Here is a 15,897-nt window from a genome sequence, read left to right as displayed (position 1 = left end):
TTAAATATAATACAGCCCGTCTGTATTTTGACATCAAGACCAATATTTTGACACCCCACCAAATATTAACAGCCATTAATCTACGACTACACCACATTAATATCTACACATATTCTATTAATCTGTTTTGTATATAATCCATTATTGGAATTTTTATTACGCATTTGGCCGTTTTATTTCAGTTTTTAAAACGTAACGTAATAAACAAATAGAACAATAAGCAGCAATATATATAACCATATAAAAATACAAGGACTCTTCGTGTTTAATACAATAAGAACACGTATTGCCATCAGCGCTGGTTTTGCGATGGCATTTACATTACTTATCGCAATGGGAATGACGACAAGCGCATTCACCAATGTCAATCAGCAAGTAACCGATAAGGTTAAAGTTCAACTTAACGATGCAACCAACCTTCAACTGATGTCTACAGCATCAGAAGAAGGCAAAGCAATTGCAAATCAACTATTTCCGGTTCTTGCAAACTTAAATCAGGTTCGCTCTATTATTGAATTAAGCGGTGAAAGCGCAACAGGTGCCGACACGATTGTTAAACAATTTACCGCAGCACTAGAAGCCCAGGATCGCGCAGTCTTTGCCGGTTACATGGTATGGGAGCAAAAAACATGGCCAGAAAGCTCTGAACTAAATGCAGCGCAGGCTATCAACAGCAAGGGTTACCTAGCCCCATTCTTTTCACCAAATACGAACAACAGCTTTGATCCGGTTGCGATGGAAAGCTTCACAAACACCACGTTAAATAATAATGGTGAGCGGACTGATGACTGGCATTTAATGCCTTTCGAGACCGGAAAGACTTTCGTGATGGAACCCTACATGTACCCTGTGCGAGGTAAGCAGGAGCTCATTACTACAATCAGCCAGCCGATCAAAGTGAACGGTCAAATCATCGGTTCACTGGGCTTCGACCTCTCCCTTGCTGAACTTCAGGGACAAAGTGAAGCTTTAGCCAAAGACTTATTTGACGGCGAAGGCAATGTCATCATTTCATCCTGGAAAGGTGCGGTACTGGCAAACAGTGGCAATCCGGCTCAAGTCGGTAAAAAAGTCAGTAGTGAATTATCGTCTCGGTGGCCAGAGATTCAATCACTTATCCGTCGTGGTGACATTCACCTAATCACTATTGGCTCTGATGAGTATGCCATTACCTCTATTGATACCTCTGGGGCACCATGGATAGTGATGGTTTCCGTTCCTAGTCGCAAGCTGGCTCAAAGCATTACCCAGTTTGAAAGCTGGAGCAGCGAACAAAATGACAATGCAATCCAACAAGGCCTTTGGGCTGGCCTAATTGCCGCCTTATTTGGTATTGCCGCAATGACAATGATTGCCAACTCGTTGGGCAAGATCCTCTCTAATCTCGTAGAACGTTTTAAAGATGTCGCCGAAGGCGACGGTGATCTTACCTACCGACTTGAGGTCAAAGGCAAAGACGAAACAGCCCAGTTAGCCCATTGGTTCAACACCTTCTTAATTCGTCTACAACAAACATTGCACACCGTCATGCAGACAGCCGATCAAGTTGATCACAGTGCCATTGAAGGCAAAGCCAAAGCCGCAGACTCTAAAGAAAAGTTGATAGCTCAGGTAAGCGAAGTTAATTCACTGGCTACGGCAATTAACGAGATGAGTGCGACGGCGCAAGACGTTGCTGGCTCGGCGGTACAAGCTGCCGCAGCTGCAAGCCAAGTTCAGTCAAACAGCATGAGCGGAATGGAGCAAATGAACAACACCGCAGAGGCTGTTGGTCATTTAGCTGTTCGGGTTAATGATGCTCAGGGGCAAATTCAGAATTTGGCTCAATCAAGTGCCGCCATTCAAGGCATTTTATCTGAAATCGGCGGCATTGCGGATCAAACCAACTTGCTAGCCCTCAATGCTGCAATTGAAGCGGCTCGCGCGGGTGAAGCAGGCCGTGGTTTCGCGGTTGTCGCTGATGAAGTGCGCAACTTGGCAACACGTACACAGTCCTCGACGGAAGAGATTCGCACAATGCTCAGCCGCTTAGAGCAAGAAACTCAATCAATTGTGGTATTGATGCAGCAAAGCCAACAGCAAGCGATGGACACCAAAGAGGAAACTCAGGCCGCTCAGCGCGCACTAGCAGAAATCAATGAAGCCATTGATGTGATCAACGATATGAACAACCAGATCGCTTCTGCGGCTGAGGAACAAAGTGCTGTTGCCGAAGAGATCAATCGTAATGTTGTCGTGATTAACGACACCGCGACGGATGTCATGGACAGCATGACGTCCTCGGTCACGATCAGCGAGGAACTGGCAGGCAAAGCAACGGATCTTCATAAAGAGCTAAATAAGTTCAAGACCTAATACTACACCGACACAATCAAAACGCTTCGACCAACAAAAGCGACCAACAATGGTCGCTTTTTGCTGTAACACAACGACTTTAGAAAAAACAACTTAAAATGCTTTCAAACAATAAGTTACCAAGTTTTCAATTATGCTAGTCACCTTATACTTTGGTTGAAAACTTCGACATCGCTGCTTGTTAAGCAAGGCACTACGTTCTATTCTTATATGCATAAAAATCAATATGCTGTAGTTGGTGATTACCACCAAGTGACTTCAAGGTGCTTGTTCAGAGAGAATTTATTCTCTTTTAAACCAGGCACTGTTTTGAAGACACAGTGGTTCTACATTAAGAATCAGTAACGCAGTATAGAAGACAATAAAATTCGCCCTTTGGGAGTGAGTCAGCATACCCACTTCGGTGTCAAATGAGCTTGAAAGGGAGCACCATTCCTACACTCATTTTCCATGAATTGGACAACCTGAGCTCATTCTGAACCTTGCAACTCGAAGTCACTTGGGTAAATAGATGAACAGATTTTTAATTGTTGAAGATAACAAGCTGATGGCCGAGATATTGGCTCAAATTATTCGAAAGTGTACCACCCCGAAAGATATCATCAAAGTCAGTAGCCTTGCGGCTGCTCAGAAGATATTGATTGATTCCAATAGCTGGATTGATGCTGTTTTCTTAGATCTCAACATCGATAAACCTCTAGATGGCTTGGAGTTACTGAGTTTTATTAAAAAAAACCTACCCAATATGCCTGTTTCTATTATTACATCGGAAAGCGACGCCGATGTTGTTAAACAAGTGTTGTCACACCAACCCCAAGATTACCTCGTAAAACCCCTCTCCGTGAAACAAGTCCAACGTAGTCTTGATAAGTTCAGAACCAAAGCAAGCAGTGCGGCGGGTGGTTCAGCTTAAGCTTCCAGCCTCATTGCTCTGTGGCCACCCTCTTCTTATCATACTGCTACTTTCTACTGACGAAAGTATCACGTAGTAACTTAACCATCGCGCGGGTCTTTTCGGGGAGGTAAGCTTTTGACGGGTAGATTAAAGTCAGCTTGATTTCAGGGAAAGATTCATTGGTGAGAACAGGTAGCAACTCTCCGCTTGCTAGCGCATCCCTTACTAGAATCACTGGTAGCAATGCAACTCCATGCCCGGATTTCGCCATATGTTGAACTAAGCGCAAATCATCAGAACACAAACCAATCGTTAACCCATCAGACAAAGCAGTAGAGTTATAGCGGCTGACTAGAATCTTATGATCATATAAGTCATCTAAGCGATTGGGGGTTCCTTTTGCTGCAATATATGCCGGAGAAGCCACCAAACAACACGGAAAAGGCAACAGCGTTTGCTGTACATAGTCTTCATTTACCACCTTGCAGGTGCTCGGTAACAACTGCAGATCTATATTGTCCCGCTTAAGGTCAACACTGTCTTGGCAATGCACAATATCAAGAGATACTTTCGTAAAACTCGCCGAATATTGATCGATCAATGAGGCAAACATGCTTGATGTGATAAGCGCAGCCGGAATGGCCATACGCAATACACCCTGTAGCTCTTTTTGCTGATTTTCCAACAAGTTGACAGCCTGATTCACCGTTGTTAGCGGCTGACTAATATTTTCATACAGCAAACGACCATTGTCTGTCAGCTCTATATGCCTTGTTGTACGAATAAGCAGCTGACATCCCAAGGATTTTTCAAGTTCTTGTAGCCGGCGGCTCACTTTGGAACGCTGCAAGGAATAAGCCTTGGCGGCTGCGCTGATCCCGCCATGCCGTACCGTCAAAACAAAAAGGTACAGGTCATCCATATTTGCTTTCATTGTCCTACCAATAGGTCGCAAATGTCTTATTTGCCATTCTATTTAAACTAATCAGCAGTTTCTATAATTACGCTCTTCTTTTTTTCTTTGGATACCCCATGCAAACAGCAGAATTGACATTTCGCCGATGGATGCAAACGCTCATTATTATTTTTATTCTCTTTACCGCATACATTGTGGTAGCAGACAGGCATGCCCCACTAACGACGGAAAGTCGGGTACAGGGCTATGTGATTCAGATAGCGCCAGAGGTCTCCGGTACCATTATTGACGTACAGGTAAGCAATAATCAAAATGTGTATGCCGGAGACAATCTATTTACGATTGACCCACGAAAATATGATTTGGCGGTTGAACAAGCCCGAGTCGCATTAATACAAGCCAACGAACAAGAAGCCTCGCTATATGCAAAAGCAGAAGCTGCCGAAGCCAAAGTTGCTACGGCTCAAGCCGCTTACACCAATGCCAGTAGCGAATACAAGCGTATAAAACAACTCGCTGGTAAAAAACTGGTTTCAGCTTCCGTATTAGATACGGCTTTTACCAATCAGAACGTGGCATTATCGACCCTCCACGCCGGGCAGCAAGAACTGCGAGCGATCCAGGCTCAACTTGGCACAAAACCTGGCAAAAGCAGCATGGTGTTGGCCGCCGAAAACAACCTAAAACAAGCACAGCTGAACTTATCTCATACTCAGGTAAAAGCCCCTACTGACGGTGTGATCACCAATTTGCAGTTAGAAGCAGGTAGCATTGCAAGCGCCAATAAACCACTGCTCACTTTTATTCCCACCGACACCTTATGGGTTACTGCTGACTTTCGGGAAAAAGCTATCGCACTGTTATCAAAGCACTCAAAGGCTCTGGTCACCTTTGATGCCTTACCCGGCCAGACCTTCTCGCTGGCTATCGATAGCCGAGATTTTGGTGTTGCCGCTGCACAGCAAAATCCAAACGGCCTCTTAACCGCCGTTGAAACAAACAACCGCTGGGTTCGGGATGCCCAACGGGTTCGCGTCAATCTGACAAGTAATGAAAAGCTGCCAAAACAACTGTTTGTCGGATCACGAGCTACCGTTGTTTTATACCCGGAAAACCATGCCATCTGGGCACCCCTGGCTAAAGCTCAAATATACCTAGTAAGCCTGTTTCACTACATCTATTGATAACCCTCAAACAACATTTAATATTCCGGGATAATCAATCATGAAGACATTTCGTATCTGGTTCGGCTGTGTCTTAGGCCTGACCATCAGTATGGTTTTTGGCTGGTCAAACGGTATGTTTGCCACATTGTTACCAATGTTTGTTCTCAGCCGCATGGAGCACTGGCATTTGGGCATATTACTTCAAGTATTCCTGAGTATTGTTTGGTGCAGCCTGCAAGTCACAGCCATTATCGGCTTTCTCCAACCCTACCCAATGCTCATGACCGTGGCAGTCGGCATCATGCTGCTTTTTAAATGCTTTGCGATGGGCCACAAAAGCACCTATTTGTTTGGCTATGTCGGTTTATTAATAGGTTCTATCTTATTGAACTATGGTAGTTATAACAGCTTTGACCTGGAAGACTTTATTATCGGATTGTGGATAGCGGCAATCACTGCGATTCCGATTGCCGCAATGGCATTCTATCTATTTCCAGAGCCTCAGACTGATCAGGTTAAGCCACCAGTTATCACAGTAAACAATCAACGCCGAGATCCCCTCGGCATGATTCGCCAAGCAGCACTCGGTTGGATCGTGGCAATGTCGGCCTTTATTCTATTTCAGGTTGCTGACTTGCAAGACTCTTCTGGAGCCCAGGCCTCGATCATCATCGTTCTTGCTCCTATGACTCTGGTTGGTGCTCTCGGCGCGGCCAAAATCCGCATTATCGGCACTTTCATAGGCTGCTTCGCCGCAATGTTGATACAGCTAGGCTTATACACCCTCTCAAACAACGGCCTGCTGTTTATTCTGGCTTACGCGATTGCCGCCGGCATTTTCTGTCGTTGGTTAACCACAGGAACCATTAAAGCGAGTATCGGGTTCTCTGCTATATCAGCACTTACTATTCCGCTGACCACCGCTTTTGTTCCCGAACAACAAGATGCTTTTTTCTCGATTTTATATCGGTTCAATTCGATCTTTATTGTAGTTATTGTGGCTTCACTGATGATCTGGATCGTACATCACTTTTTAATTCGTACTATCCATCTAAAAAATAGAGAAATTTAATTTAGAAAAGGGTTATCTTGAATAAAGAGGCCGAAAGTCCTATGCGATAGCGGCTTTTAAGCTGCTATTGAATAGGACTCTCGTCCTCCGTGCTTAACTTTACGCTGAAAACTCCCCTTGCCTTTTTTCGCCTTAACAACACGGGTTCTAAATAGCTTGCTGGTAACAGCGGCTTTCAGGGCATTATCCTGGATGGTACCTCGCCCAAGCTCAGTTGCTTGCTCGGTTTGTTGTTCAACGCTGGCAGTTTGTACCAGCTTCAACTTACGTTTCTTAGCCATAACATTATTCCTACGGTTAACAATAATTGCTGAGCTGCCATTCGCTAAATACAGGCATATCTCGCATTCAATTTTACAGCGTTCATGCGTAATTACAAAATCATACCTTTTGCGAGTTTACTTCACTCTTTTTCAACGTGTTTTCTATACAGTTCCAGAAACTCTAGCACAATCTCTCGTGCCACGTCCGTTTCACAGTTAGTCAAAAAAACCATGCCTGTCTGCGTAAGAGGATTAAATACCATCTCGGTTCGGATCCCTTTAACCCAGCCACCATGATGAACAAACCCCTTGATCCCTCTGTAGTCAAACGTCCGCCATCCCAAGCCATAGTAGACATTACTCAGCTTAGCCCGATAGCGATACTGATTTGCCCGAATATGAGGCTTGTGCATGATTTCCAAAGATGCGGGGCGGAGAACTGAAGGGTTGTGGCCAAATTGCGCCAACATCCATTTAGCCAGATCCTGAGCACTGGCATTCACGCCCGCAGCGGCAGGCACTTTATAGTAATAATTCACGGGCTTTACAGCTGCAAAACCTGACTTTACTTTAACATGGGGAACAACCCGGTTTTGCATCTGCTTGAATGCGTCCATACCGTAGGATGCATGGTTCATCTTAAGCGGGATAAATACCTGCTCCTTCACCAGAGTTGGAAAGTCAGTCCCCGAGGCCAAAGCCAGCATGTCGGCACTCAGGTTATAGACAACATTTTGATAGCTATAGCAATTGCCGGGGGTACAAACAAACTTAACCCGCTTCAACATCTGGAGAATACGGGTATACCTGACGTTATCTTCAAGCAAATTAGAGTATGCTTGCGCAATTAGGCCTGTCGATTGTGACAGCAGATGCCGTAGGGTAACGGTTTTTCCTAATGTTGGGTCGCTAAATTCAATGTTATCGAGATAAGGGACCACATGGGTATCCCACTCGATGAGGCCTTTATCTACCAGTATTGATGTCGCAGCCGAAGCGAATGTTTTGGAAATAGAAGCCAGAGGAAAAACTGTTGCCGAGTTAACCCTTGTTTTTCCGCCTTTCTTCGTCACCCCATAGCCACGTAATAAACGAATATTACCATCGACCACAACTGCCAAAGATGCGCCAGGAATACCTTGCTGCACTGACTTCTTCACATAGCTATCGAGCGCAAACACAATTTCATCTTTAGGTGCGGCTTGAACGAAAGCGTATGGCAGATAAATTAGAGTAATCGCAGTATATAGTCTGCAAAGCTTGAACAACACAGGGACACCAAGCTTGTCGGATATCCTTTAAGGTTAGTCGCTATACCCAAATGACTTCAAGGTGGCTAGGTATATCAACTCTTCTTCTGCATCTTGGATTTGAGAACGGCACACAAAAACAAGACGCCTTAATCCAAGCGAATAAAAAAAGCACACTTATTAGAGAATAGTTCAAGAAAACATCTTCAATTTGCACTATGATTATTTTATTGCGTATTTTTAATATGATGTGTTTTTTTGCTTTTATCTTATTCGCCTCATATTTTCTGCTTACAAGTGTTCGCTTAAAATAGCGTTTTTCGTGTACAAGTGTTCGCTGAAAATAGTGTTTTATTGAGAACTAATGCTATTTAGTTGATATTAACGCAAACTATTAGAATTTTTACACTAAACACTATGAATTCATATAGCGTTGATATATAAAGAAAAACACTCATCCGATGAGCATTGAAATGAGATCTGGGCCACGAAATGACTTTTATTGTTCTGTATAGCCGTTACAATACTGCGCCTCAGCCACTTCAAGACACATATTAATAAGGTCACATAGTCATGAAAGTAGTCGATTTTTTTAAGCAAAAACGTGATGTCCTATCACTACACCCGTTTGAACTTAAAGACTTTCTATCACCTTCCCTGCGTGACTACTGGCTTGAGTTTGTTAACAAAGCAAATAATAGCCAGCTTGGCTTGTTGATTAAAGATCACAAACTCGCATCTAATGATGATGCCGTTGAGCAACCAACCCCGGACGCTCAGCCAGCACCCGTTGCTCAACCGGCTCCGATTGTAATGAAACCTGAAGCTGAAAAGCTAATGGCAGAGCTTGAGTCAACCCTCGGAGATGTAATCCATGTTGGCCAATGGCTTACTGTCGATCAGAACCGCATCAACAACTTTGCTGAAGTAACGGAAGACCACCAATGGATTCATACTGATCCAGAACGAGCTTCTGCAGAGTCTCCGTTTAAAACAACGATTGCACACGGCTTCCTGACACTGTCATTGCTTTCAGTCCTAACGGACAGTGTTGACCCTGACAATCAGAAGTTCCCTACGGCAAAAATGACCGTTAACGTTGGCCTTAACCAAGTTCGCTTCCCTTACCCAGTGAAAGCCGGTAACCGTGTTCGTGCCAGTACCAAAATTCAATCTGTCACGCCGATTAAACGCGGCCTTGAGATTGTCCAGGAAATCACTGTAGAAATTGAAGGTATCCGTCGCCCAGGATGTGTCGCAGAGTCCGTTATTCGCCTGCACTTCTAAAGTGCTATAGCCCGAATGCAAAAAAAGCCATCATTGATGGCTTTTTTACGTTTAGCGCTAAATAACCGGGTATAACTCTTATCGTTTATACATTTTCAATCACTTTCAATGCTTCCCTCTTGCTTAGTGGGGCTAGCTTGTCACTGTGCTTAGCAACAAAATCAGATACATATTCAGGCTCCGCCTTTGAATACTCACGCAATACCCAGCCTATCGCTTTCTGAATGAAAAATTCATCTTCATGCGCCAACATTAATATGGTCTCTTCCAGCAGAGGAACATTTGTCTCTGTTTTATGTTTAAGATGAGCCAGCAACGAAGCCCGGCGTAACCACATATTGTTTGAGCCGCGCCATTCAATCAATTTTTGTTCTAATTCGCGATAATCTTTAACCAACGGACCAATCAAGTTTGAAGATATCTTGTCGACCGTATCCCAGTGGTTGGCGCCCAGTAGCATTTCTTCATAAATGTCGAACGCTTCTCTAGTGCGAAATGCTTTATAGTACTCGGCAGCATCCATCGCCAGATACTGCTCTTCACGGTTTTCACCTGACCAGAGCCATAGCACCAAGCGGCTATACTCGATAAACGTGCTCACCTTAGTATGCTCACGCGCTTGTTTGAATATGGCTTTGCGCTCTGGTGCTTTTACCCCGAAAAATGGCTGCTCTGTTTTCATATATTCTTGCATCGCCTTTGCATCCTCGGCGTTGCCCGCTTCAGCCATCCGCTGTTGCATAAATATCACCATAGGGATGATAAGAGACATAAAAACTTCCTTTTACAACTAACTTTATTATTTGAGGGGTATTGAAGCACAGTTTTTTGGGACGTAAAACTAATTTCTATTCCATTGGTATCTATTGAAGCACGAGCAACAAGCAAAGCTTTCTTTTATATCACTACCCAAACGATCATCTTGAGGTTGTTTGGGGGCATATCTATCTTTTAAAATAATCATAAATTTATTGTTTAGTTACTTTCCCTTGATATTTAAGATATTCAAGTAGGTTATCTATCTGCTGATAAGACAAGTCGGTATGATCCGGCATCTGGGTATATCGGAATTTAGATGGCTGACGAATATATTCACGTAACACCGCAGGCTCTCGGTAAGCGAGAATATTCATAGGGGCATTTAAATCCGGTCCAACTTTTCCACCATCTTGATCTAAAGCGTGACATTTCATGCAGCGATCTTTAAACAACCTAAACCCACTGTATACATTGCTGTTTTTTTTAACACCTTGTGGATATACCTTAGGATATCGATATTTAAACTCTACCGTATCAACCCTTGCTAGTTGATATGGCCAGGGAAAGGCCTGCTTCGGCGTTTGCTTACTACCCGACCAAACCAGATAAAACGGGCCGGGATTAGTTTGATTATGTCCAATAGGTTCCCAGTCAGGATAATCCCTATCGTAGTAAACGATATAGCCCCCTTCTTCGAGTAATTTGTCAAAAGAGACAACAGCCTGATAGCCGTCTAACGCAATGAAATTCACATCTGTCGCTAATTGGCCTTCCCAGCCTTTACCATAGGCTAACGCCATAACATCATGAAGTGAGAATGCAAGATAACGTTTATTCTTACCATACTGAGGATCGTAGATATCGACTTGGCGTGTTGATAGTTGTTTCTTCAAATTCTTAAGGGCTAAAGATTTAACAGTTTTGCCAGACTCTGAAAAAACCAACTGTACCGAGTTTTCATCAGCTGACCAGGAATTAAACGACCAAGCACTAAATAACCCCAAAACAAGTAACCACTGCGTTCCTAACGCTTTTCTCCTCATGTTAACACTCCTTGTCATCATCATTACAAACGAGTACACCTCGTCAGCTATGGATCACTTCCAATATAGTCAGTGGGTTAACATTCATCTGAGACCTTTATCACGTTGGGATTAGCATCACAGAAATTATGCCCGGTTTATCTTTCAGCATTTCCCCGTATGGCAAAGAATGCCTTCAGATAAAACTTGAGGAGAAAAATAGACAGCCCCTAAATTGAAAGAGGTTTCATCACAGCCATAAAATGCCGTAAGACGGGCGGTTCATATTCAAATGTCAGCCCTGACAAGGTTTCAGCCTTTCTAGCGACTTCGAACAGTGCGTCAGCAATATAATCCATATGATCATTGGTATAGACCCGGCGCGGAATAGTCAGCCGCATAAATTCCATCGGTGAAGACTTCTGCCCACCTGTGACAGGGTCACGCCCTAGCAGCAAGGAACCAATCTCCACTGCACGAATGCCCGCTTCGAGATACAGCGCATTGCATAATGCCTGAGCCGGAAATTGCTCGGGGGGAATATGCGGTAGCATTTTCTTGGCATCGACAAAAACAGCATGTCCACCAGCCGGCCACTGGACGGGTACACCTCCCTTCTTAAGCCGGCAAGCCAGATACTCTACCTGTTTGATCCTGTAAGTCAGGAAATCCTCATCGAGAGCCTCATAAAGGCCACGAGCTAATGCCTCCATATCTCTTCCCGCCATTCCGCCATAGGTAACAAAACCTTCCAACGGCACACATCGTGTCTGCACGACTTGAAACAGAGGCCGATCATTTCGAATAGCACAGAGCCCGCCAATATTAACCATTGGATCTTTTTTCGCCGATAATGTCAGCATATCGGCATACTGGTACATCTCAGACACTATCTGCTTAATCGGTGTATGCTGATAGCCCGCTTCCCGTTGCTTGATAAACCATGCATTTTCACAAAACCGGGCTGAATCCATGACCACGGGGATTTGATGATACTGGGCAAGTTGATATACGGCTTTAAGATTAGCCATAGAGACAGGTTGGCCACCAGTACTGTTACAGGTAACGGTCATAATAATCCCAGCGATATTACTCGCTCCATAGTGGCTGACAGCGTCGTTTAACTTTTGTAGATCAATATTACCTTTCCAGTCATAAGGCTGCTCGGTATTAAACGCCCGTTCATCAACCACGTTAATGGCCATGGCACCTGTAAATTCGACATGAGCGGCCGTGGTGTCAAAATGGTAATTCGATATAAATACCGGCTGGGCTCCGCCACGTTCTCGCTGCATTTTTTCGACTAGGCATGGAAATAATATTTGCTCGGCACCTCGCCCCTGGTGGGTGGGAACAAAATCGCTATAACCAAAAATATCCTGTACCGCATCTTTAAGGTGAAAATAGTTACGACTTCCTGCGTAAGACTCATCCCCCAGCATTAACCCAGCCCATTGCGAATCGCTCATCGCCCCAGTCCCCGAATCCGTCAGCAAATCGATATACACATCTTCGCTTTTTAAAGCGAAGGGGTTATAGCCAGCCTGTTCCAAGGCTTTTTCCCGCTCTGCAAGGGTTGTCAACCGGATAGGTTCAACCATTTTGATTCGAAAAGGCTCTGGAATACGTTTCATCATCACCCCCATTTGTTTATCCATACACAGGCATAAACTAAATATGCAACGTAGCTAACTATCAAAGAGGGACATTAAGAAGGAAAGTTATTGCAGAGGCGGTTGTCTTGATTAAACCAAGCTACCCGGGCGGGCCGAAGACAATAAGCTTGTAGAAGTTTCCTAGACATGGCTAGCTCCTTACTACAATACCAACTGAACCACCATCCTCTCCCATCAGAGCAGTAGCCGCCATTAGCAAACACCCCAAATTGATGAAGGTATAGTAGTTCTACACAACAGAAATATTCTGTTTGGTATAACTATAGCGCAAAGAAAAATCCCCCTTGTTCATAGTTGACTAATATCCCCTTGCTTCCTAGGTTAAATATATCAGCCACCTATAAATTCGATGGGCAGACTGGGCGCAGAAGATCCAGAAAGCGCACAAGCGATATAACCCAATTCGGCGGCTTGCTAAACAGACTTTACAGGGATGCCTGCAATATGGAACCGAGAAGCGTTAAAACCCCTGAAGATGCCAAGGCCATTATCAGAGAACGTGGACTTACTCATGTCAAAGTAGGGCTGTTTGATAACGATGGCGTCATGCGGGGAAAATACATGTCGAAGAGCAAGTTCTTTTCTTCACTCGACCACGGTTTTGCCTTTTGCGATGTCGTTCTGGGCTGGGATGTCAAAGACCAGCTGTATGACAATGCACGCTATACGGGGTGGCATACCGGTTATCCCGATGCCCCGGTCCGTATCATTCCGGAAAGCTGCCGTGAAGTACTCGATGAAGACGGCATGCTGCTATTCATTGCCGAATTTGCCGGAGAGGCTGAAGCAGTCTGCCCTCGCGCCGCCTTAAGAAAAGTCCTCAGTAAAGCCACTGAGATGGGCTTTGATGCATTTGCTGCCCTTGAATATGAATTCTTCCTGTTCAAAGAGACACCACACTCGGCACGGGAGAAAGGATTCAGAAACCTTGAAACCATTACCCCGGACTGGTTTGGCTACTCGATGATCCGCAACTCGACATACTCTGACTTGTACAAAGCTATTCTCGCCATGGCAGAAACCATGGACTTTCCCATCGAGGGAATTCATTCCGAAACCGGACCGGGTGTCATCGAGGCGGCCATTTCAGTTGACCATGCCGAGGCTGCTGCAGACAAAGCAGCACTATTCAAAACCTATATGAAAGTATTGGCTCAAAAGAATGATTTGCTTGCCACATTTATGGCTAAATGGAGCGATGACTACCCAGGGCAAAGTGGCCATATCCACCTTTCGCTACAAAACAAAGATGGCTCATCCGCATTTTATGACCAAGGCCAAGAGCATACGATGAGCCAACTACAGCGCCACTTTCTTGCCGGCCAGCAACGCCTGATGCCAGAACTGCTCTGTATGATCGCCCCTTCCGTAAACAGCTATAGCCGAATGATTCCAGGCTTCTGGGCCCCAACGGATGCAACTTGGGGCGTAGAAAACCGCACTACCGCACTAAGAGTCATCTCCGGCTCTGCCAAAACCCAGCGTATTGAATATCGCATCGGTGCGGCTGATGCCAATCCTTATCTCGCACTGGCCGCTGCATTGGGCTCAGGGTTATATGGCATAGCTCATGGATGGGAACCTCATACACCTGTAATAGGTAATGCTTATGAGCAAGCTCATCCTCGAGAGTTAGCGCTGCCCCGTACCCTATGGGATGCCACGCAGTGCTTTAAAGCCTCTCAGGCTGCAAGAGAGTTGTTTGGTGATGCGTTTGTTGATCACTTCGCGGCTTCCAGGGAATGGGAAGACCGGGAATTCAGAAAGCATGTGACCGACTGGGAGCTAAACCGCTATTTTGAAATTATCTGAGGATAGCAGGCATGACAGAACCCGACGGGAAAGACACAGTCCAGCATACCGTCTCACCAGTTGATGGCAGAATTATTGTGAGCAAGCAATTAGCCACCCAAGAAGATGTTCAGCAAGCAATAGAACAATCCAATTTTGCAGAAGAAAACTGGCGCCTGACATCACTGGCAGAACGAAAATTCTATTGCAGCAGAGCCATTGACGCTTTGCTAGACCACAGGGAAATGATTGCCTGTGAACTAAGTTGGATGATGGGCAGGCCTATTCGCTATAGCGGTATCGAACTATCAGGCCTTGAAGAAAGGGCACGCTATATGATCGCCATTTGTGATGATGCGCTAGCGACGGTTAATCTAGAGGTTAAACCAGGCTTTACACGGTATATCAAACGTGAGCCACTCGGCACAGTGGTTGTCATCGCTCCGTGGAACTACCCCTATCTAACAGCTATCAATTCAATAATCCCCGCTTTATTGGCCGGCAATACCGTTATCCTTAAACATTCCTCGCAAACCCCGTTATGCGCGGAGCGCCTTCAGCAAGCATTCAATGACGCAGGCCTGCCTGATGGCGTCTTTCAACACCTTTATCTTAGCCATGCTCATACCGAGTATTTAATTGCCAGTGAACATATCCAGCATGTGGTATTTACCGGTTCAGTAAAAGGCGGGCAAATTGTCGAAAGAGCAGCGGCAGGACACTTTCATGGCATCGGTCTGGAACTTGGTGGCAAAGACCCTGCTTATGTTCGGGCAGATGCCAACCTCAACCAGGCCGCTGAAGCCATCGTTGACGGCGCACTCTTTAACTCAGGACAGTCATGTTGCGGTATTGAGCGCGTGTATGTCGACGCGTCTATACACGACGAGTTTGTGGCAAAAGCCACACAGATCATCAACAACTACCAGTTAGACTCACCGCTGGAACAACACACAACACTGGGCCCTCTGGTTCGTACCAGTGCCGCTGAATTTGTCCGCGAACAAATCACAGAAGCCGTAAATATGGGAGCAACGGCGCACGTCAAAGAGGCTGATTTCCCCAAGAGCCAAAAAGGCACGCCTTACCTGGCGCCTCAGTTGCTCACCGGCGTAAATCATCAAATGCGTATCATGAAAGAAGAAACCTTTGGCCCGGTCGTAGCAGTACAAAAAGTCCACTCAGATGATGAGGCGATAGTGCTGATGAATGACAGCGAGTTTGGGCTGACTGCCAGTATTTTCACGCAAAATTATGACAAAGCGATAGCCCTTGGTGAACAGTTAGAAACTGGCACCTTCTTTGTCAATCGCTGTGACTATCTGGATCCCGCCCTAGCCTGGACAGGAGTCAAACATTCCGGACGCGGTTATGCCCTATCAACGCTAGGTTTTGAAACCCTCACTCGTCCCAAGTCTTTCCATATCAAGCACCTGTAGGAGCTA

The 15,897-nt window shown here is 45.2% G+C and carries 13 protein-coding genes; 7 read left to right on the top strand and 6 right to left on the bottom strand.

Annotated features, from left to right (window positions below):
• Positions 1-261: 261 nt before the first annotated feature.
• Both MD588_RS07790 and MD588_RS07785 read left to right on the top strand, forming a co-directional pair.
• Positions 262-2,355, top strand: a complete 2,094-nt coding sequence (locus MD588_RS07790) for a methyl-accepting chemotaxis protein (RefSeq protein WP_265696497.1) — start codon at positions 262-264, stop codon at positions 2,353-2,355.
• A 511-nt stretch (positions 2,356-2,866) separates the two neighbouring features.
• Positions 2,867-3,268 carry a response regulator gene (locus MD588_RS07785; protein WP_265696496.1) on the top strand — a complete coding sequence of 134 codons (402 nt, stop codon included), beginning with the start codon at positions 2,867-2,869 and terminating at the stop codon, positions 3,266-3,268.
• Between the two features lie 46 nt (positions 3,269-3,314).
• On the opposite strand, the gene MD588_RS07780 is transcribed toward MD588_RS07785, so the two are convergent.
• Positions 3,315-4,184, bottom strand: a complete 870-nt coding sequence (locus MD588_RS07780) for a LysR family transcriptional regulator (protein WP_265696495.1) — start codon at positions 4,182-4,184, stop codon at positions 3,315-3,317.
• Positions 4,185-4,282: 98 nt separating this feature from the next.
• Here MD588_RS07780 and MD588_RS07775 point away from each other — a divergent pair, with 98 nt between their 5' ends.
• Both MD588_RS07775 and MD588_RS07770 read left to right on the top strand, forming a co-directional pair.
• Entirely contained in the window at positions 4,283-5,350 is a 1,068-nt protein-coding gene (locus MD588_RS07775; protein WP_265696494.1) for an HlyD family secretion protein, read from the top strand.
• 40 nt (positions 5,351-5,390) lie between these two features.
• Positions 5,391-6,404, top strand: coding sequence for a DUF2955 domain-containing protein (locus MD588_RS07770; RefSeq protein ID WP_265696493.1), 1,014 nt, complete (start codon positions 5,391-5,393; stop codon positions 6,402-6,404).
• A gap of 56 nt (positions 6,405-6,460) precedes the next feature.
• Here the strand turns inward: MD588_RS07770 and MD588_RS07765 are convergent, their stop codons facing one another.
• A complete protein-coding gene (locus tag MD588_RS07765; protein ID WP_265696492.1) occupies positions 6,461-6,685 on the bottom strand; it encodes an alternative ribosome-rescue factor A in 225 nt (74 codons plus the stop codon).
• 122 nt (positions 6,686-6,807) lie between these two features.
• Positions 6,808-7,848 (bottom strand): serine hydrolase domain-containing protein, encoded by a 1,041-nt coding sequence (locus MD588_RS07760; protein ID WP_265696491.1) that lies wholly within the window; start codon positions 7,846-7,848, stop codon positions 6,808-6,810.
• A 642-nt stretch (positions 7,849-8,490) separates the two neighbouring features.
• Here MD588_RS07760 and MD588_RS07755 point away from each other — a divergent pair.
• Positions 8,491-9,204: a MaoC family dehydratase gene (locus MD588_RS07755; protein WP_265696490.1), complete on the top strand. Its 714-nt coding sequence runs from the start codon at positions 8,491-8,493 to the stop codon at positions 9,202-9,204.
• Positions 9,205-9,289: 85 nt separating this feature from the next.
• Here MD588_RS07755 and MD588_RS07750 read toward each other — a convergent pair whose 3' ends face one another.
• The 3 genes from MD588_RS07750 to MD588_RS07740 all read right to left on the bottom strand — a co-directional run bounded on the left by MD588_RS07750 (position 9,290) and on the right by MD588_RS07740 (position 12,619).
• Entirely contained in the window at positions 9,290-9,976 is a 687-nt protein-coding gene (locus MD588_RS07750) for a DNA alkylation repair protein (protein ID WP_265696489.1), read from the bottom strand.
• 196 nt (positions 9,977-10,172) lie between these two features.
• Complete coding sequence (locus tag MD588_RS07745; protein ID WP_265696488.1) at positions 10,173-11,006, bottom strand: c-type cytochrome; 834 nt, start codon at positions 11,004-11,006, stop codon at positions 10,173-10,175.
• A 209-nt stretch (positions 11,007-11,215) separates the two neighbouring features.
• Positions 11,216-12,619 (bottom strand): tryptophanase, encoded by a 1,404-nt coding sequence (locus tag MD588_RS07740; protein ID WP_265696553.1) that lies wholly within the window; start codon positions 12,617-12,619, stop codon positions 11,216-11,218.
• Positions 12,620-13,105: 486 nt separating this feature from the next.
• On the opposite strand from MD588_RS07740, the gene MD588_RS07735 reads away from it, so the two are divergent.
• Both MD588_RS07735 and MD588_RS07730 read left to right on the top strand, forming a co-directional pair.
• The gene (locus MD588_RS07735; RefSeq protein ID WP_265696487.1) at positions 13,106-14,473 is read left to right on the top strand and encodes a glutamine synthetase family protein; all 1,368 of its coding nucleotides are present in this window, start codon (positions 13,106-13,108) and stop codon (positions 14,471-14,473) included.
• Positions 14,474-14,484: 11 nt separating this feature from the next.
• Positions 14,485-15,891, top strand: a complete 1,407-nt coding sequence (locus MD588_RS07730) for an aldehyde dehydrogenase family protein (RefSeq protein WP_265696486.1) — start codon at positions 14,485-14,487, stop codon at positions 15,889-15,891.
• Positions 15,892-15,897 lie beyond the last annotated feature (6 nt).

It is taken from the genome of Photobacterium obscurum (genome assembly GCF_026191635.1).
GTDB classification, from domain to species: Bacteria; Pseudomonadota; Gammaproteobacteria; order Enterobacterales; family Vibrionaceae; genus Photobacterium; species Photobacterium obscurum.
This window is presented reverse-complemented; position numbering and strand designations above follow the sequence as displayed.

Bases quoted from the DNA above. Each gene is read 5' to 3' on its own strand.
- MD588_RS07735 (WP_265696487.1), top strand. From the start codon at position 13,106: ATGGAACCGAGAAGCGTTAAAACCCCTGAAGATGCCAAGGCCATTATC.
- MD588_RS07770 (WP_265696493.1), top strand. From the start codon at position 5,391: ATGAAGACATTTCGTATCTGGTTCGGCTGTGTCTTAGGCCTGACCATC.
- MD588_RS07750 (WP_265696489.1), bottom strand. From the start codon at position 9,976: ATGTCTCTTATCATCCCTATGGTGATATTTATGCAACAGCGGATGGCT.
- MD588_RS07730 (WP_265696486.1), top strand. From the start codon at position 14,485: ATGACAGAACCCGACGGGAAAGACACAGTCCAGCATACCGTCTCACCA.
- MD588_RS07785 (WP_265696496.1), top strand. From the start codon at position 2,867: ATGAACAGATTTTTAATTGTTGAAGATAACAAGCTGATGGCCGAGATA.
- MD588_RS07775 (WP_265696494.1), top strand. From the start codon at position 4,283: ATGCAAACAGCAGAATTGACATTTCGCCGATGGATGCAAACGCTCATT.
- MD588_RS07765 (WP_265696492.1), bottom strand. From the start codon at position 6,685: ATGGCTAAGAAACGTAAGTTGAAGCTGGTACAAACTGCCAGCGTTGAA.
- MD588_RS07740 (WP_265696553.1), bottom strand. From the start codon at position 12,619: ATGAAACGTATTCCAGAGCCTTTTCGAATCAAAATGGTTGAACCTATC.
- MD588_RS07780 (WP_265696495.1), bottom strand. From the start codon at position 4,184: ATGAAAGCAAATATGGATGACCTGTACCTTTTTGTTTTGACGGTACGG.
- MD588_RS07755 (WP_265696490.1), top strand. From the start codon at position 8,491: ATGAAAGTAGTCGATTTTTTTAAGCAAAAACGTGATGTCCTATCACTA.
- MD588_RS07745 (WP_265696488.1), bottom strand. From the start codon at position 11,006: ATGAGGAGAAAAGCGTTAGGAACGCAGTGGTTACTTGTTTTGGGGTTA.